The sequence below is a fragment of the Scytonema sp. PCC 10023 genome, assembly GCF_963920835.1.
GTDB lineage: Bacteria > Cyanobacteriota > Cyanobacteriia > Cyanobacteriales > Nostocaceae > Kalymmatonema.
Genome location: NZ_CAWUDP010000086.1, coordinates 24,343 through 41,254, shown reverse-complemented (window position 1 = coordinate 41,254; position 16,912 = coordinate 24,343). Strand labels below are relative to the sequence as shown.

Below are 16,912 nucleotides of genomic sequence, written 5' to 3'. Positions count from 1 at the left end.
GCTCCCCGTGAAGAAAGAAGTAAATGTCTAGACTTGTCTAGCTTTTATATAGCAGGAGAAGCTGTCGAGTATTGAAATGGGTTTGGAAGTAAAATTCGGCAGTGAAGGATTAAAGCTGATGCCAGAAATCAGCCAAATTTCCGATTTAGAGAAATTAAAGGCAATTCAGCGAGCTATCTTAACCGTAAATACTTTAGATCAATTGCGGCAACTCATATAAACATACCCAGATGACGCGATTGGGCAAGGAACAGCGCCAAAGGGGCGATCGCCTCTACTCACCTTCCCCACCAGCCAAAGCCGCAAATTGTCGCACAGCTCGCACTAAATCATCTGGTGTGCCAATATCAAGGTAAGTACCATCACTAAATGCTTCTGCTTCTACGTGAAAACCGTTATGAATCGCAGCTTGAATAATATCGCCAATGGGTATTTCTGGTAGCTGTGACAAATTGCTCTTCGCCTTGAGAGTGATAAGATACTCGTGCAAAAACTGTGTAAAAGCAGGTGTCCAAACCGCAATACCCCACATATAACGCAAATCTGACTGGGGAGGTTTTTCGATTATCAACCGCACTCTACCTTTATCGTCAAAGTCAACCATACCGGCTTTCTGAGGTTTGTCGGTAGGGAATAATCCCAAGACGATATCGGCGTTACTCGTCTCAAGGCGTGAAAGTATCCGCACATAGGCATCTTCAGGCTGAAACAAAATATCAGGAAAACCCAAGGCTACGACAGCATCTTGGACAAAAGGATAAGCCTGATCCAACGTGAAAGGTACACCATAACCCAAACCCATGATGAGATAGCCCAAGTTCATGGAAAGCATTGTGCCATCGCCAAAATATGCCGGAATATCCCACTTACCAGGACGCAGTATAAAGTATGCCTTATCAATGCCTGCCAGTTGCATTTTTTCTAACAGATATTGAGAAACCACCTTTGGTCGCCAGTTATATTTAACACCAAAGTCTTGAAAACCAACCGGATATAACTCTTTGCTAAGTGGTAAAGGAGAAATGCGGGTTGCCTGTCCACCAGCTGGTAGCAGTCCGATGATTTGACGCTTGGTCATAGGTAATTAAAGATTAAGAGTTAAAAATTATTTGCTGCTATTCAGTAAATATTTTAACTGCGTAGGTATCACGCAATAGCCACTAGTCGGTAGCTAAGCGGTTCTGGTGTTGCGTACACCACGGGTAGGGGCACTTAGCCTTGCTGTGCCCCTACAATCCTCGTATATTGCACTCAATTGTAAAAAGCTATAAATGCACGTACCACAAGATATTTTAAAGTCTACAATCTACTGATGACAAATGACTAAAAAAATATCCCCCTTCTTCAGAAGCGCAGTTGTGAACAGACGGCAAAAGGAGGGGGTTTCTTACGTTTTATTTCGTTGCAGAAATTACTTGACAGAAACGGCATCAACATCGATAGTGTTGGCGGTGGGAATGGAGGTGGAATCCTCGGTGGTATTGGCGGCTTTGGCGTCAACATTACCCTTACGCTCTTTAAAGCCTTCAATCAATAGCCCAGAAACCTCAGTTACTAGCAATGTCAACAGAAAAACATCATCAAGTTCTCCGACAATGGGTAAGAAGTCCGGAGCAATATCAAACGGGCTGACAAAATAAAGTAGTGTTCCTAAAATTACCCACCAACGGTACTTAGGGTTACGCAGTAAGTTGCGGTACCAAGTATAAAGGGATTGAATTGAAAATTTCATAGATTTTTACCTCCAGTTACCTTTAATTTTGGCAAATTATGCCCTACACTTCCTGTGGGAATAACCGCCCTAGTTTGTCTGGAAGATGCGACTCCCTTTTTTATCGCGAAATCCCAACCCTTAAATGTAAAACGATTATGAAAGTTGTGCTTTAATTTCTAAAATTAAAGTGCTTTAAGAGACTGACACCACAAATAGATGGAGGAAACCTACAACAGTGGATATCGTAGATTTGTTTAAAAAGGGCGGACCAGCGATGTGGCCATTGCTTGCCCTGTCAATTTTATCTTTAAGTGTCATTTTTGAGCGTTTGTGGTTCTGGTTGCGAATTTTAAGCCAGGAAAAGGAAATAGTTAATCGCGTTTTGGATGCCGCCCGTGTGGATTGGGCGTCGGCTAGTGACATTGCTAGACAGGCAACCCGTCAGCCTATCGGGCGGTTTCTCTATGCCCCCCTAAGCCTACCAAAAACCGATGCAGAAACCTTCCGACTGGCATTGGAAGCAACAGCAGAAGATGAATTGGCTGGAATGCGACGGGGTGAAAAACTTTTGGAAACTGTGATTGCCCTTGCGCCCTTGTTAGGATTGTTGGGTACGGTTTTAGGGTTGATCCAGTCTCTACGCTCTATTCGTATTGGTGATTTAGGAACCGAATCCACCGCTGGGGTAACGACTGGTATTGGGGAATCGCTAATTAGTACGGCAGCAGGACTGATTGTTGCCATCACCAGTTTGGCATTTTACCGCCTATTTCAAGGTATCGTGGTTAACCAAGTCAAAATTTTCCGTAGGGCTGGCAATGATATGGAGTTGCTGTATCGTCAGTCTCCGCCTGACTTTACCAACACTACACCTGAAAAGAGGGTAATACCTTCGACAATCATACGAGAATCTCCTCGGGATAACTTGAATTCGCCTCGGAAAAAAGGCAGAAGACCCAAGCTTTCTGAAACACCCGAACCCCCCCCCGAGTCTGATTTGTCAGAACCGAAAGATAGTCAATAAAAAATTCCACGCCCCAGGTATGAGACTAAGACGATGAAAGTAAACCTACATACTCCAGTAGAAGAAGTCCAAATTCAGATCATTCCGTTAATAGATGTCGTTTTTTGTATACTGACATTTTTTCTTTTGGCGGCTTTGCAATTTACTCGCCAAGAAGAGATTAGTATTAATTTACCTAAATCCAGTACTGGTACGCCATCTACTACTAGTGCGAAACCCAATAATACCGCGATCAACCCACAAGTCCAACGGCAAATATTAACTTTGACTATTGATGCTATTGGTCAAACTTACGTAGACAATGACTTAGTAAAACGACCACAAATCAGAGAGACTTTCCAGAAATACCTCCAACAAACTCCCAACGCGATTTTGGCTCTAAAAATCAGTCAGACAGCAACCTACAATGATGTCATATCAATTATAGATTTGTGGCGACAAGTGGGAGGCGATCGCATATCTTTTGTCACTACACCATCTTACTCTAATTCACCCATTTCTCCTGTGCCAACCAATCCTGCTGCCCCAGGAACACCACTTCTACCCAACAGCGCACCCATCGCTCCCATTAATCCACAAAGTAACCCTAATTTTAATCTTCCCTCAGCACCGAATCTACCTCAGACTAACCAAGGTGTGACCCCAGTTAATCCAGGTACTTCTCCTGTACTACCCAAAGTACCCACAACGCCTTCTGGAAAAACCAATCCGACTCCCAACAGGTGATGAGGAGATGGGAAGATGGGGTGATAAAGAAGTATTTTCTCCCCTGCTTCCCCTGCTTCCCTTGCTTCCCTTGCTCTTGTTTGTCTGCTTGCCCTCTGATTGCCCAAACCTAAAAATATACGAAATAAATCTCGGTCAGAGAAACAAATTCTGTTACTTTACAAGTAATTGGTTTAGCTTCGTTTTTTGTTTTCCTTTGACATCTCCCCTCACTAGAAGCAAGGGGATTCTAAACTGATGTTGCTACGGGGTCTACAAGACCCTCTACGCAACGTTTACGGTATGATCTGTTTAATCGCGTAAACAAATCAATTCGTTGTGGCACTGTCAAAGATGCCCTACCCACCTCGACTAGATTTAAACCTAGCTGTATGGCTACTTTTCTCATGATGTTGGCACTCCCATTGCAGTCTGCATTAATGAGATGACCATCACGACTTTGATATAATCCGCGCTCAATCCTATCGCCTGATGGCTTCCACCCCACGGGTTTTTCACCGTATTTAGGCAGAGAGTCACCGTCAAGAAATGACGCTTTTGATGTATATGCTTCTTCCGTAACTGTTAAGACGATTCCGTACTCTTTGGAGAGTTGTTTGAGTCGCTCAATTAACCGTCCTGTGGGAATGCCAACAAAGTTTTGATTGTTGCACTTGCCCATATTAGAACCACTTTTTTGTCCTTCATTCCAACCAATAACAAGGTTTCCAATCCGGTCATTTAGGCATTGGTTGATAATGAATCGTGCTGCTTTATTTACCGCGTCACGCCGGACGGTTATTGCGTTTACGCTGCACTCGCTCAAGGTTAGAATCCCAGTAAAAGTCTGATTTCCCTTGCTTGTACTTGGCGATAAGGCGACAGTACCCTTGGTTGATGTTCCTCAACTTACGCCCATCCAAAATTAAGCTTTTTCCACGGGTTGAGACACCTGTTAGCCAGTTTGTTCCACCGTGGTCAAACGACCATGCCTGGGTATAGTCAAGATTGGGATTAATATCAATTGGTTGCTTACCATCGTCAATAACCCAATCGATCCACAACTCACCAAGATAAGGACGTACTGTCACTTCTTTTACCCAATCAGAATCAATGAAATCAGGCAGATGCAAGCATATTTCGGTTAACAGATGCGGCTTGGTTTCGCGGCTAATTGATGGGTAGAAGCAACCATCTCTATAGTTGAGTGCCTGACGTGGAAATGTTACTGCTGCAAGTCCTCCCTTTTTGCGGTATTTAGGCAACGAAGGCTTGTCAACTTCACCTTTGTAATAAGCGTTGACCAACCCGTTGTAACCAGTGATTGACTCGCCTACAGTCTTTAATGTTTGTTGGGATGACTGTGCAGCCATTGATTTGTAATGCGGATTGTCTTTAAGAGCTTTGTCTAACTCTGGGTAAGTCATACCGCATTTGTAAGTTTTCCACCCGTAGCGTAATTCATCACCACGCCAGTAAAGCGTAAATGCGTCACCCTGTTGTTCTAACTTGCTGTAATGGGTCTGACGAGTATGGTAAATTGCTGAGTTTATCAGACTATTAGCGTGTTCACACTGGGCAACCCAAAACACTTGCTCAACTCTTGTGAACCTTGCTTTGACGGGTATTGTTCTGTACAACTTGTCATCACCGAGGGTCTTGGGACGCTTTTATTTGTTTGGGTAGTAACACTTGTTAGCTTGTATAAGTAGGTCGCTGTGATTAAACAAACTTATGTAATTCAATGTAAAATTAGGTGAAACGCTTGTAGTAAGCGCTGTCTTGGCTAAAGCGCTTACTACAAACAAAAAAAGTATATTTGTGCCGACCTACTTATTATTAGTAAATTACCAGTAGGAGTTGAAATTGACACTCCAGAATTCTAAGTTCTGAATTCTGAGTTTTGTTTGACTATTCGTTAGTCGTTGGCGGAGTCGCTGCGGTACTCGATTGCTGAGTACGCTGTTCCCGTCTTTTTCGCTCTGCTGAGAGCATATCTGACATAACTGTCAAAGCTTGTGACATTTTATCTATGTTAGAGCGGTATATCTCTAAATCTTTATTGAGTTTGTCGTCAGATATATGCAAGCCATTGCCAATTGTTTTCAGTGCCTCAGTGCGTTTCTTTTCGTCTTTAACGAGTTCTGGATCTGACTGTTCTAGTAAAGTGAACAAACCAATCGCAAACAAGCGATTGTATTTAAATTTAGGATTGTTTGCTATTGCTTGCAGCGAACTTTGAAAGTCAGCATCTCGAGATGAGGGAGTTTCCTGGCTTAACCACGCAATGAGTTCTGAAGCGCTTAAGCTTGTTGCTAATGCTTGCAAACGTTGAGCATCCTGTTTATAGCGCTCTTCGTCTTCTTCTACAGCCTGAAGCAGGGCATGAAAAATCGACTCTTTATCCCGTTCTGGCAAGTAGCCTTGCATAAAGCGGTCAAAGGTAGTGACGACGCCCAAGGCATAAATAGGATCGTAGCTAAAATCGACATTTACTGACAGCAGGTGCATTTCCACCATTAGCTCTTCCACCACCCGACGATAAATGGTGTTTATCGGACGGGTGTGAAGGTTGTAGAAAGTTCGCTTAGTATCAGATACGGTACGGACGTTATTCACAAAGCAATTTTCAAGGGCGACGTATTATTATTCTCTCGCTTTAATGCCACTTTGCCAAGTTTAGTTTTGTACTTACGTCCAGTTCATTCCAAATCCGGGATTATAAATGTTTTCTCGCCATAATAAGCTATTATTGGCGGTTTCTTCTGAGAAGTTGCTCTTTCTTTTGAGTCATTCCAGAAGACAGAGTGCAGAATGCAGGTTGTCGCAACAATTTACAATACTTGATAACTCATCTCAAAACAAATCTGTTTGAATGGAATCTTGGATATCTCACCTATGACTTTTTCACCGCAACTACTCGCCCTAGCTCATTATCTTGCTGGTGAATTTGATAATCGAGAACAAGCTATTGCAGAGCCTGCTTGGTATGTTCACCTGCGTTTGTGGCAAAGACCAGTTCCTCTATTTCAAGAAGACAGCTTGACACTATTTGCCGAACAAGCCAATATTGTCAATTTAGATCGACCTTACCGTCAGCGCATTATGCGGCTTCTACAAGGAAATGGTCCTGATGCACCCCTAAAAGTGCAGTACTATATGCCCAAAAATCCAAGTACCCTTGTCGGTGCTGGTCGTAACACAGCTTTACTCAACACGTTGACACCCGACAACTTAGAATTACTACCAGGCTGTGTGCTCAACGTTACCCAGCAATTATTAGCCGTCAATCACTATAAGTTCGAGGCTACCCCACCTCCAGACACTCGTTGCTGCTTTAGTGTTGATGGCAACATTGTACAAGTTTGCTTGGGCTTTGAGGTGACTCAAGATAAATTTTTCAGCTACGACAAAGGAATTGACTCTACGACTGGAAAAGCCACTTGGGGAGCTATTTTGGGACCTTACTGCTATACAAAGCGAGAACAGTTCTGTCTTTAGCTGGCGATGCTACGAGGTACACCTTCTAAAGCCTCCTCCTCGGTTTCAAAGATTTCAAAAACTGTATCCATCATCGTGATTTCAAACACCAGTTTGGCTTCTGGATGCAGATTACAAATCCGAAAACTGCCTTTAACTTTATCAGCATCGCGCATTCCAGCTACCAAAGAGGTCAGACCAGAACTATCGATGAAATTCACCTGACCGAGATTCACGATCACATGACGACTGAGTTTGGAGATACTCTCCTGCAATTTCAAGCGAAATTGCCAAACAGTGCTAATATCCAGGCGACCAGCTGGTGTTAAAACGATGACGGTATTGCCGTCTTGCCTTGTGTAAGTTTTTTGATCTATATATATCACTGAACTCCCTCTAACACTCCTTTCAAAAGAGACTGTGGCTTGATATTGCTTCAAGCTAGCAAAAGCTACAAGCTCTGTTTTTCCATTCATCTCCACCTTTTTCTACTGGAATGACGACTAGACTTTGTGAGTGATCTGACTTGCTAGAACATTGTGTGATGCTGTAGCCTGAGATGAAAAAGCTACAGCCTTGACTGTCATCTTTGTTGCTAAGTGCTTCTATTTAGTAGTTTAACTTACTAAAGAAGTGGTGGATGCTGAATACTGAGTGCTGGTTTTTTGGTATTTAGCTTCTCATAGCAATCTGGATTGTGAGAAGGTTTATACTCTAATGCCGTTCAGTTAAGGCTAGATCTCCCCTTGCCCCTTTATAAATGGGGGTTGGGGGGATCTTTAATGATTAACATTACTCACTCAAAAGTACTGATTAGTACTCAGTAATGAACACTGATCAGTGAGAATTGCTTAGTACCCAGTTTACCCAGTCTTGAGGCTTGAGGAAGGTTTCATACAACTGAGCCTCGGGGGAATTTGGTTCAGGCTGATAACCGTATTCCCAGCGTACTAAGGGTGGTAGGGACATGAGAATTGATTCGGTGCGTCCGTTAGTTTGCAGTCCAAAAATGGTGCCTCGGTCATACACCAAGTTGAATTCTACATACCTTCCCCGGCGATACAGTTGAAAATTCCGTTGGCGATCGCCATATTCCATTTTGTGCCGCCTTTCCACAATCGGGATATAGCTTGGTAAAAACGCATTGCCGCAGTCTTGTGAAAAAGCAAACAACTGTTCCCAAGTGCGTGGTTCTGGTGTCCCAATTTGGTTGCTGTAAATAGCTGCCGCACCATCTGGATGAGGACCGCGATATAACGAACCTTGACCATCTTGATAATCAAAAAACAGTCCGCCAACACCCCGCGTTTCTCCTCGATGCTTTAAGTAAAAATACTCATCACACCAACGCTTAAACACTGGGTAATACTCTGGGTTGTGAGCATCACACGCTTGCTTGAGTGTTTTATGGAAATGCACGGCATCTTCGGCAAACGGGTAATAAGGGGTTAAATCCGCACCGCCACCGAACCACCACACCGGTCCTGCTTCAAAGTAGCGATAATTGAGGTGAACAGTCGGCACATAAGGGCTGCGTGGATGCAACACCATTGAGGTACCTGTGGCATAAAAATCGTGACCTGCTGCCTCTGGACGCTGCGTTAAGATTGAAGGCGGTAGATGGGAACCCCAAACTTCCGAAAAACCTACCCCAGCTTGCTCAAATATTGCACCCTCACGCATAACGCGCGATCGCCCGCCACCTCCTTCTGGGCGTTCCCAGGCATCTTCTTGAAATTGCCCCACACCATCCAATTCTGCCAAAGTTTGAGTGATTTGGTCTTGCAACTGTTTCATAAACTGACTGACTCTAGCTTTCGCGTCAGTTGGCAGGGTTTGAGTAGATTCTGCTGGCAAAGTTGGGGTTTGGAAGTTCGTCACCATAGACTCAAGAACCATTTATTACAATTTTGGTGAAAGCCGCAAATTTTCAGTTGAAAATTCACGGGCAACAGACGCCATAAAGCAGGCTAAAATTGCCCACAGAGCTATTCTCTCTATAGTCAAGCATTTATATGACTGATGAGCTTGGCTACAGATAGTTATTTTCCCTCAAATGCGTGTATGCTTGTATGTTTATTGTTTTTTTTCAAGTTGTTTATCTTTATGTAAAGTTCTAGGATTGATACTAAACTCCCAAAAGGTTAGTCTACAAGCACTTTCAGTTATAGGAAATCTCAACTTTTGTCACTAGAAGAATTTATTACCACATCTGCCCTCAAAGCAGGCAAAGATACGGGGCTTACGGATATAGCTTACGGATATATATGATATGAAAAGTTTTCAATGACAGCATCAAAGGTCGAACCAATCTGTCCAACAAGATTCCTATATCAATTTTATCCGCCAGGAATCGGGAGTGAGACTCGATCCTTCATGGTGTATATGTCCAATGGCGACTTGCTATGCTGAAGGCAATTTTGAGAAAGTTTAATGTAAGCGAAGATCGCAGATGCGGAATATGCCAGAGTTACCAAAAAGCCTGTAGCGAGGAGGAATAGGAAAATGCGAGGTTGGTTATCCAAATTCATCCACCGCAAACGTCGGCGGTTTTGTGCTTCTCTGGTACGGACGTATCGAGAAATTAGTTCTGCTTCTGTGGATGAACTGTGGCAAAAAGTAGTTGATATAGCAGATGTTTCTTGGCACCCAATGCTAAAAAGCACCAACGTTCCCTATGGATTAGTACCTAAACCTGGGCTGATTTATCAAGCGGTCACACGCTTATCACCAATTCCCATCCGCATCTTTGTAGAACGCGTCAATCCTAGGGAGTTGTTGACTGTAAGAGTGCTAGCAATTCCAGGCGTAGAGGAACGGATTACTTACAGAGTTGAGTCCACAGTTTGTGGGACTTGTGTGTCTTATTCGGTAACGCTGCGTGGTTGGTTATCACCGTTGATTTGGTCTTTTTCCCGTCCCTATGCGGATCGTGTAGCGCGATCTTTAGTTGAAGCAGTAGAGGGGGCGACATTGCAAGCAGTATCAAGGAAGAGAAAATCCCTCAAAGATGGTTGTTTTGATTTTTAGGGACTGGAGACTGGGGACTGGCGACTGAGGACTGGCGACTGGGGATTGGGAACTGGCGACAGTTATCAGTTATCAGTTACCAGTTTTCAGTTATCAGTTACCAGTTTTTTGGTCACTGCGGCTGGTACTGTTCACTGTTGACTATCCCTAATCCCTAATCCCTAATCCCCAATCCCTCATTAAAGATAAGATCCTAGTAGATAAGAATGACTTTTTGTTAAAAATTGTTGCGGCAGTAAGGCAAAAAACACTATGTATGATGTCCTCGATTTCCCTTCAGTCCTAGAAGTGTTGCGACCAGTGCAAGATCCAGAATTGCGTAAAAGTCTGGTAGAACTGAATATGATTCGCAACATCAAAATTGATGGTGGAAAGGTTAGTTTTACCTTGGTGTTGACAACACCTGCTTGTCCTTTACGTGAATTTATTGTAGAAGACTGTCAAAAAGCTGTGAAAAAGCTACCAGGGGTGACAGATGTATCTGTCGAGGTGACAGCGGAAACACCGCAGCAAAAAAGCTTACCTGACCGTACTGGTGTTCCTGGTGCTAAGAATATTATCGCAATTTCCAGTGGCAAAGGAGGCGTTGGGAAAAGTACGGTTGCTGTTAATGTAGCAGTTGCTTTGGCTCAAACAGGGGCAAAGGTTGGTTTGCTGGATGCTGACATCTACGGTCCTAATGACCCGACAATGCTAGGACTGGGTGATGGTCAGATGATCGTGCGCTCAACAGAGAAAGGCGAAATTCTCGAACCTGCTTTTAATCATGGTGTCAAATTAGTCTCAATGGGCTTTTTAATTGATCGAGATCAGCCCGTGATTTGGCGTGGACCAATGCTTAATGGAGTGATTCGCCAGTTTCTGTATCAAGTGCAATGGGGAGAATTAGATTATTTGATTGTGGATATGCCACCAGGAACAGGCGATGCTCAACTCACATTGGCACAAGCAGTACCAATGGCGGGAGCAGTCATTGTCACGACACCCCAAACTGTGGCGCTGTTGGATTCTCGAAAGGGGTTGCGGATGTTCCAGCAGATGAATGTGCCTGTCCTGGGGATAGTAGAAAATATGAGCTATTTTATTCCACCAGATATGCCAGATAAGCATTATGACATTTTTGGTTCTGGCGGTGGTTCCAAAACTGCGGCTGAGTTGGGAGTGCCATTGCTAGGATGCGTACCATTGGAGATTTCCACGAGAGTTGGTGGTGATAGTGGTGTGCCGATCGTTGTTGGGGAACCAGATTCAGCGAGTGCTAAAGCATTAAAGGCGATCGCCCTTACCATTGCTGGTAAAGTATCAGTTGCTGCCCTGACATAAAAATTACAATTTTCGCCTGGTTGCAGTGGGTAAGGTTGGAATACAGATTTTAAGTGGTTCCTAAATTTAAAATCTCATAGTTAAAGTTTAAAAGCATACAATGTTGTTAAAACGTTCGCTTCCCAGAATCCGTTGGAAGCATTGGTTTAAACCTTGGCAGCAAGTCGATTGGTTATTATTTTGTTTGCCAGTCGCTTTGACTATATTTGGTGGCATCATGATCCGCAGTACAGAATTGAATCAGGGGCTGACGGATTGGTGGTGGCATTGGCTTGTGGGTGGCATTGGTCTAACCATAGCTCTGTTTATTGCCAGATGCCGTTACGAAATCCTGATTCAATGGCACTGGATAACTTACACGATTACCAACATCAGCCTGATTGCAGTGATGATAGTCGGTCAGAGCGCCAAAGGCGCACAACGGTGGATTAACATCGCTGGCTTCAATGTGCAACCTTCAGAATTTGCCAAAATCGGGCTGATTATCACCCTTGGGGTATTGTTACACAAGCGCACCGCTTCTAGTCTTGATAGCGTTTTTAGAGCTTTAGCAATCACCGCTGTGCCTTGGGGTTTGGTCTTTTTACAGCCAGACTTAGCAACATCGCTGGTTTTTGGTGCGATCGTTTTAGGGATGTTGTATTGGGCAAATGCCAACCCTGGTTGGTTGATACTGCTGATTTCTCCGGTCATTGCAGCAATTCTGTTCAGCACACCTTGGCCGTGGCAGTCCCCGATTGTTTTGTTCAACCAGATATCTCTGACACCGTTAGGGTTACTGTGGTCAGCCGCTATGGGTTTGCTTGGCTTTGTCACTATTCCAGGAAGAGGATACGGCATTGGCGGTATAAGCGCAATAATTTTTAACCTTTTGGGTGGCGAATTAGGTGTATTCGCTTGGAACCATGTTTTGAAAGAGTATCAAAAAGACCGCCTCACTGTATTTGTTAATCCAGAACACGACCCTTTAGGCGCTGGATATCACCTGATCCAATCTCGTATTGCAATTGGTGCTGGTGAATGGTGGGGATGGGGTCTTTTCAGAGGTCCTATGACCCAATTAAATTTCGTCCCCGAACAGCATACAGACTTTATTTTCTCTGCGGTGGGGGAAGAATTCGGTTTTATTGGCTGTTTGGTAGTCCTGTTTGTCTTTTGCTTAGTTTGTTACCGACTGTTACATATTGCCCAAACTGCCAAAGATAACTTTGGCTCTTTGCTTGCTGTAGGCGTTTTGTCGATGATTGTCTTTCAGATGGTTGTTAACATTGGCATGACCGTTGGTTTAGCACCGGTAGCAGGTATTCCTCTGCCTTGGATGAGTTACGGTCGTTCTGCCATGCTAACTAACTTCATTGCCTTGGGATTGGTAGAATCAGTGGCAAATTTCCGACAACGGCAGAAGTATTAGACGGTAATCATTAATCTATGGGATTAGTAATTAGTACTAATACAAACGTAGGTTGAGAAAGATTAAGCTATTAACAGAGAAACAAGCAAGGGAAAAGACGATGATTCTACCTGGAGCAACTGTTCGCGTCAAGAATCCAGCAGATATCTACTATCGTTCTGAAGGACTCGTGCAGCGGGTGAGCGATGGCAAAGTCGCTGTCCTGTTTGAAGGTGGTAACTGGGATAAACTCATTACCTTTCGCCTGTCGGAATTGGAACTTGTAGAAACCACTGCAGGACGTAAGAAAGCTAAATAGTTATGAGTCATTGTAGAGACGCGCCATGGCGCGTCTGTACATCTTTGTTTTAAAGACTTTTGACTGATGCATACAGTTCACAGGCAGGATGCTCGCTAGCGCACGCTCATTGGTTCTTTTTGAATTTTGAATTTTGAATTTTGAATTGGTTATGCGCCTTCCCCTGCCACAGTTTAAAAGAAGCGATCGCCACCCAAATCATTTTGCGGAGGTGATCGAGACTTCTAGTTGCGAATTTTTAGCTCAGTGTTTGGAACCGGAAGATTTAAGTTTTCCCTCAATGCCTCCGTTTGGCAGTTGGGTGCGTTCTGTTGATGAAGAATCGGGCAATCAAATTTATGCTGTGGTGTATTATGCAACCACTATGCCGATAGATTCTGTACACCGGGCAGTGGCTCTAGGGTTGTCTCTACAGGATTTGCGAGAGGAGCAACCCCAGATATTTGCTATGCTAAAAACAGAATTTCGTGCTGCAATTGTAGGATGGGTGCAACCCGCAGATACGAATTTTTCCAATGATCGGGTGTACCAGTATCTGCCTCCTCGTCCCCCACAAGTTCATCAAGCAGTTTACCGATGTGAACACGAAGCGATCATTAAATTCACCGAAGATCTGGATTTTGTACGGACACTACTTTCTGTAAACGGTGCCCCTGTGGATGCCTTAACCGCAGCAGCTATTCGAGAGGTGTATCAGTTACGTAAAGCAGATCGACAATGGCTGATCAAAGCTGGACGTAACCTCAGCGTGCTGCTGAAAGACGACTATGATCGCTTACGGTTCATTTTGAGCCAGATCCACCCATAGGTAGTTAGTTCTGAGATCATCGTTTAGGTACTGTAGGTAAAATTTTTTGATTTTTTTCCATTAGGGTGACTTTTGCAATTGAATAGATTCAGCAATTACGCTTAAGGTAATCACAGCCTCACTATCCCAACTTCTGCGTCCTACCTATGGAACTCATATCACAAGTTCTTGCTCTGGAACCGACTTCCCAAGTTCTCGGCAAGGAACCAATCGTTCCCTTCGCTATTTTACTGGTGGTCATTTTAGCCGTACCCATCCTGTTTGAACGGCTGCAATTACCAGGATTAGTAGGTTTGCTGGCTTCCGGGGTCGTGCTTGGTCCTCACGGTTGGAATTTATTACAACCACAATCAACCATGATGACTCTGCTATCAGACATTGGGTTAGTTTATTTAATGTTTGTCGCAGGGTTAGAAATAGACATAAAGCAGTTTCGTCGCACCAAAAATCAATCGTTGGGGTTTGGCAGCTTGAGTTTCTTGGTTCCCTTAGCAGTGGGAACTTTTGTTGGGCGGATTTTTGGCTTTGATTGGAATGCGGCAATATTAATTGGCTCTTTGTTCGCTTCCCATAGCATTTTGGCATATCCCATTATTAGTCGCTTGGGAGTGGTGAATAACGAAGCCGTGACTGTGACTATGGGATCCACTATTTTTACTGATATTGCTGCCCTGATAGTATTAACCGTGTGTGTGGTAATGAGAGATGGGCAATTCAGCTTAGGGCGGCTAACTATCTTGGTGAGTTTGTTAACTATCTACTCAATTGTAGTTTTGGTAGGCTTTGATTGGGCGGGTAAAGAATTTTTTCGGCGTTCTGGTGATGATGAGGGAAACCAGTTTTTGTTTGTGCTGCTGTCAGTGTTTCTGGCTGCTGTGGGGGCACAATTGATTGGAATAGAAAAAATTGTTGGAGCATTTTTAGCAGGTTTGGCTGTTAATGAAGCAGTGGGGGAAGGTCCAGTAAAAGAAAAGGTAGTGTTTGTTGGCAGTGCGCTGTTCATTCCCATCTTTTTTGTTAACCTTGGCTTACTGATTGATGTGCCTGCCTTTGTCCAAAGTATTGAAATCATACAGTTAACGCTGTTATTTATCATTGGTTTAATTGCAAGTAAATTGCTTGCTGCAATTGTTGCAAAACTGGTTTATCGCTACAACTGGCAGGAAACGCTAACAATGTGGTCGCTGTCTGTGCCGCAAGTTGGTGCAACGTTAGCAGTAGCGTTAGTGGGATATCGAGATGGGTTGCTTGATTTGAGGGTGTTAAGCAGCGTCATTGTCCTGATGCTGATAACTTCTACTTTGGGACCGCTTATTACCAGTCGGGTAGCCGTAGGTTTGACGAATTCAACAGTTAAGGAGCAACGAATCACTCCCCCTTACCATAAGCCAGAGGAAAGAGACGGAACATACAGTATAGTGGTACCTGTCTACAATCCCCAAACGCAGCAGCATTTAATTGAAATGGCGGCGCTGTTGGCACGGCAGTCAAATGGCAGAATTGTACCGTTGGCGATCGCAACGGCTTTTGCTCACATGGATGCACCCCAGTTGGAAGCCTCCGTACGAAGAAGTCAAAGGTTACTGGCAAAAGCAACAGCACTGAGTGATGTCTTGGGTGTAGAAGCACAACCATTGCTGAGAATTGACGATGCTTTTGCCCAAGGAATTAGCAGGGCTTCTCGCGAACAAAAGGCGAGTTTGATTGTCATGGGTTGGGGTAAACGTACTGGGTTCAAAGCACGTTTATTTGGTAACGTCATTGATAACGTTTTGTGGGCATCTCATTGTCCAGTGGCGGTGACACGGCTGGTGGAATCACCAAAAAAAATTCAGCGCATCTTGGTGCCATTAGAAAATTTAATCACACCTTCATTACAACCTGTAAAATTTGCCCAGATTTTAGCAGATGCAAATCAAGCACAGGTGACTGTGCTAAATATTTGCGAACGCCGTACGAGTTCAAGTAAGATTGCTTGGAGGCGATCGCAACTCTCGTTACTGATCTCAAGATTAGCATTGCAAAATCCCCCGGAAGTTCAAATTATAGCTCATGAAAACACTGCTCAAGCGATTTTGCAGGCAGCGAGACTATATGATTTAGTCGTATTACCTTTTATACGTAATCGCACTGTTCCTGGTGGGTTAGCTATTAGCGATGTCACAACCGAATTAGCTAAGCAACTCACCTGCTCAATTGTCATGCTTGGAGAACCTCAACGTACTCAAACTGCAGTTGTGTCAACTGAGGTTACGAGTAGTACCACAGCTACCATGTCAGAGGGAATTGTGTGATTCAAGATGGTTATATGCCATTGTTCAATCTAAACTAAGATTTGGCATAATTGTGAAATCAGAATAAACGACTTGATGTGTTAGATAGCTAACCCCATTCATCCTTAATTCTTACATGAATTCAAAGAAATAAAATTTTTAGCAAGTGCCTTAGTCTATAAAACTTACTTTTCTTACTTTTCCCACCTATTTACAATTGAAACTTGAAGAAGTCAGAATTCAGAATTCAGAATTCAGAATCGGGAGTAGGGGGATTCAAACCCCAACCGTGAACACCGTGTAGACGGTGGGGTTTTAAACCCGCTTCATGAGTCCGCCAGTCGTACAAGAGTCATTCTGACTCCTAACTCCTGACTTCTGAATTCTTTTCGAGAAAACGAAAAAAGTTTTTCCCTCTCTATCTGCTTTTTTGTAGATGGAAATCAAGGCGGTAAACACATAGAAAATTTCAACCTAGCTACTACAAACCTGCTTGGTAAATATCTACATTTGCATTTTTCATGTTTACTACCATGAGTTTTTGGACTGACAACTACTATAAATGAATAAGAAATGTGGGTCATGATAAAGTCAAGAAGACTTGCCCTGCTCCAACAAAACCCACCTTTGTACAGTAAAAAATTAAGAATAAGGTGGGAAAAAGAACTTGATGAAATATCTAAAAACTCATAGCCACAGGTGAAGCATCAAGTCAAAACGTGAGTACCTTTACGTAAGTAAAAGCTTTGTCTTTTATCCAAAAAACTTTATATTTTTAAAGATATTGTAAAATCTTGGGTAAAAGCTTACCTTTTGTATAAAATGTTTGTTATTTTGCTAATTGAA

Annotated in this window: 17 protein-coding genes; 11 read left to right on the top strand and 6 right to left on the bottom strand. The window is 43.4% G+C overall.

The features are described 5' to 3' along the window. The first annotated feature begins 76 nt into the window (after nucleotides 1-76). Nucleotides 77-220: a hypothetical protein gene (locus tag ACM0OZ_RS36420; protein ID WP_414587710.1), complete on the top strand. Its 144-nt coding sequence runs from the start codon at nucleotides 77-79 to the stop codon at nucleotides 218-220. Between the two features lie 54 nt (nucleotides 221-274). Here the strand turns inward: ACM0OZ_RS36420 and ACM0OZ_RS36415 are convergent, their stop codons facing one another. Both ACM0OZ_RS36415 and ACM0OZ_RS36410 read right to left on the bottom strand, forming a co-directional pair. After that, a complete protein-coding gene (locus ACM0OZ_RS36415) occupies nucleotides 275-1,078 on the bottom strand; it encodes a sugar phosphate nucleotidyltransferase (protein ID WP_414587709.1) in 804 nt (267 codons plus the stop codon). A 333-nt stretch (nucleotides 1,079-1,411) separates the two neighbouring features. Further along, nucleotides 1,412-1,732, bottom strand: a complete 321-nt coding sequence (locus ACM0OZ_RS36410; protein ID WP_414587708.1) for a YkvA family protein — start codon at nucleotides 1,730-1,732, stop codon at nucleotides 1,412-1,414. A gap of 217 nt (nucleotides 1,733-1,949) precedes the next feature. Here ACM0OZ_RS36410 and ACM0OZ_RS36405 point away from each other — a divergent pair, with 217 nt between their 5' ends. Next, a complete protein-coding gene (locus ACM0OZ_RS36405) occupies nucleotides 1,950-2,738 on the top strand; it encodes a MotA/TolQ/ExbB proton channel family protein (protein WP_414587707.1) in 789 nt (262 codons plus the stop codon). Nucleotides 2,739-2,771: 33 nt separating this feature from the next. Further along, nucleotides 2,772-3,464, top strand: coding sequence for a biopolymer transporter ExbD (locus tag ACM0OZ_RS36400; protein WP_414587706.1), 693 nt, complete (start codon nucleotides 2,772-2,774; stop codon nucleotides 3,462-3,464). A 229-nt stretch (nucleotides 3,465-3,693) separates the two neighbouring features. Here the strand turns inward: ACM0OZ_RS36400 and ACM0OZ_RS36395 are convergent, their stop codons facing one another. Next, a complete protein-coding gene (locus ACM0OZ_RS36395) occupies nucleotides 3,694-4,176 on the bottom strand; it encodes a hypothetical protein (protein WP_414587715.1) in 483 nt (160 codons plus the stop codon). Between the two features lie 15 nt (nucleotides 4,177-4,191). On the opposite strand from ACM0OZ_RS36395, the gene ACM0OZ_RS36390 reads away from it, so the two are divergent. Beyond that, a complete protein-coding gene (locus ACM0OZ_RS36390) occupies nucleotides 4,192-4,275 on the top strand; it encodes a (2Fe-2S)-binding protein (RefSeq protein ID WP_414587714.1) in 84 nt (27 codons plus the stop codon). Nucleotides 4,276-5,354: 1,079 nt separating this feature from the next. On the opposite strand, the gene psb29 is transcribed toward ACM0OZ_RS36390, so the two are convergent. Next, nucleotides 5,355-6,062, bottom strand: coding sequence for a photosystem II biogenesis protein Psp29 (gene psb29, locus ACM0OZ_RS36385; RefSeq protein ID WP_414587705.1), 708 nt, complete (start codon nucleotides 6,060-6,062; stop codon nucleotides 5,355-5,357). Between the two features lie 279 nt (nucleotides 6,063-6,341). Here psb29 and ACM0OZ_RS36380 point away from each other — a divergent pair, with 279 nt between their 5' ends. Beyond that, on the top strand, nucleotides 6,342-6,944 hold the full coding sequence (locus ACM0OZ_RS36380; protein WP_414587704.1) for a chromophore lyase CpcT/CpeT: 603 nt from the start codon (nucleotides 6,342-6,344) through the stop codon (nucleotides 6,942-6,944). On the opposite strand, the gene ACM0OZ_RS36375 is transcribed toward ACM0OZ_RS36380, so the two are convergent. Together ACM0OZ_RS36375 and hemF are read right to left on the bottom strand one after the other, a co-directional pair. Beyond that, entirely contained in the window at nucleotides 6,941-7,309 is a 369-nt protein-coding gene (locus ACM0OZ_RS36375; protein WP_414587713.1) for an STAS domain-containing protein, read from the bottom strand. The genes ACM0OZ_RS36380 and ACM0OZ_RS36375 overlap by 4 nt on opposite strands. A 451-nt stretch (nucleotides 7,310-7,760) precedes the next feature. Further along, nucleotides 7,761-8,807, bottom strand: a complete 1,047-nt coding sequence (gene hemF / locus ACM0OZ_RS36370; RefSeq protein WP_414587712.1) for an oxygen-dependent coproporphyrinogen oxidase — start codon at nucleotides 8,805-8,807, stop codon at nucleotides 7,761-7,763. A 621-nt stretch (nucleotides 8,808-9,428) separates the two neighbouring features. Between hemF and ACM0OZ_RS36365 the strand changes: the two genes are divergently transcribed. The 6 genes from ACM0OZ_RS36365 to ACM0OZ_RS36340 all read left to right on the top strand — a co-directional run bounded on the left by ACM0OZ_RS36365 (nucleotide 9,429) and on the right by ACM0OZ_RS36340 (nucleotide 16,087). Continuing rightward, nucleotides 9,429-9,953: an SRPBCC family protein gene (locus tag ACM0OZ_RS36365; RefSeq protein WP_414587703.1), complete on the top strand. Its 525-nt coding sequence runs from the start codon at nucleotides 9,429-9,431 to the stop codon at nucleotides 9,951-9,953. Between the two features lie 252 nt (nucleotides 9,954-10,205). Continuing rightward, entirely contained in the window at nucleotides 10,206-11,276 is a 1,071-nt protein-coding gene (locus tag ACM0OZ_RS36360; RefSeq protein ID WP_414587702.1) for an Mrp/NBP35 family ATP-binding protein, read from the top strand. Between the two features lie 100 nt (nucleotides 11,277-11,376). Next, nucleotides 11,377-12,687, top strand: coding sequence for a rod shape-determining protein RodA (rodA, locus tag ACM0OZ_RS36355; RefSeq protein WP_414587701.1), 1,311 nt, complete (start codon nucleotides 11,377-11,379; stop codon nucleotides 12,685-12,687). Between the two features lie 100 nt (nucleotides 12,688-12,787). Beyond that, on the top strand, nucleotides 12,788-12,985 hold the full coding sequence (locus ACM0OZ_RS36350) for an NAD(P)H dehydrogenase subunit NdhS (protein WP_041035899.1): 198 nt from the start codon (nucleotides 12,788-12,790) through the stop codon (nucleotides 12,983-12,985). Nucleotides 12,986-13,136: 151 nt separating this feature from the next. Continuing rightward, the gene (locus ACM0OZ_RS36345) at nucleotides 13,137-13,793 is read left to right on the top strand and encodes an HAS-barrel domain-containing protein (RefSeq protein ID WP_414587700.1); all 657 of its coding nucleotides are present in this window, start codon (nucleotides 13,137-13,139) and stop codon (nucleotides 13,791-13,793) included. Nucleotides 13,794-13,939: 146 nt separating this feature from the next. Then, nucleotides 13,940-16,087, top strand: coding sequence for a cation:proton antiporter (locus tag ACM0OZ_RS36340; protein ID WP_414587699.1), 2,148 nt, complete (start codon nucleotides 13,940-13,942; stop codon nucleotides 16,085-16,087). Nucleotides 16,088-16,912 lie beyond the last annotated feature (825 nt).

What these genes read in the sequence shown, in the direction of transcription:
- ACM0OZ_RS36420 (WP_414587710.1), top strand. Translation starts at nt 77, where the DNA reads ATGGGTTTGGAAGTAAAATTCGGCAGTGAAGGATTAAAGCTGATGCCA.
- ACM0OZ_RS36415 (WP_414587709.1), bottom strand. Translation starts at nt 1,078, where the DNA reads ATGACCAAGCGTCAAATCATCGGACTGCTACCAGCTGGTGGACAGGCA.
- ACM0OZ_RS36410 (WP_414587708.1), bottom strand. Translation starts at nt 1,732, where the DNA reads ATGAAATTTTCAATTCAATCCCTTTATACTTGGTACCGCAACTTACTG.
- ACM0OZ_RS36400 (WP_414587706.1), top strand. Translation starts at nt 2,772, where the DNA reads ATGAAAGTAAACCTACATACTCCAGTAGAAGAAGTCCAAATTCAGATC.
- ACM0OZ_RS36380 (WP_414587704.1), top strand. Translation starts at nt 6,342, where the DNA reads ATGACTTTTTCACCGCAACTACTCGCCCTAGCTCATTATCTTGCTGGT.
- hemF (WP_414587712.1), bottom strand. Translation starts at nt 8,807, where the DNA reads ATGGTGACGAACTTCCAAACCCCAACTTTGCCAGCAGAATCTACTCAA.
- ACM0OZ_RS36365 (WP_414587703.1), top strand. Translation starts at nt 9,429, where the DNA reads ATGCGAGGTTGGTTATCCAAATTCATCCACCGCAAACGTCGGCGGTTT.
- ACM0OZ_RS36360 (WP_414587702.1), top strand. Translation starts at nt 10,206, where the DNA reads ATGTATGATGTCCTCGATTTCCCTTCAGTCCTAGAAGTGTTGCGACCA.
- rodA (WP_414587701.1), top strand. Translation starts at nt 11,377, where the DNA reads ATGTTGTTAAAACGTTCGCTTCCCAGAATCCGTTGGAAGCATTGGTTT.
- ACM0OZ_RS36350 (WP_041035899.1), top strand. Translation starts at nt 12,788, where the DNA reads ATGATTCTACCTGGAGCAACTGTTCGCGTCAAGAATCCAGCAGATATC.
- ACM0OZ_RS36345 (WP_414587700.1), top strand. Translation starts at nt 13,137, where the DNA reads ATGCGCCTTCCCCTGCCACAGTTTAAAAGAAGCGATCGCCACCCAAAT.
- ACM0OZ_RS36340 (WP_414587699.1), top strand. Translation starts at nt 13,940, where the DNA reads ATGGAACTCATATCACAAGTTCTTGCTCTGGAACCGACTTCCCAAGTT.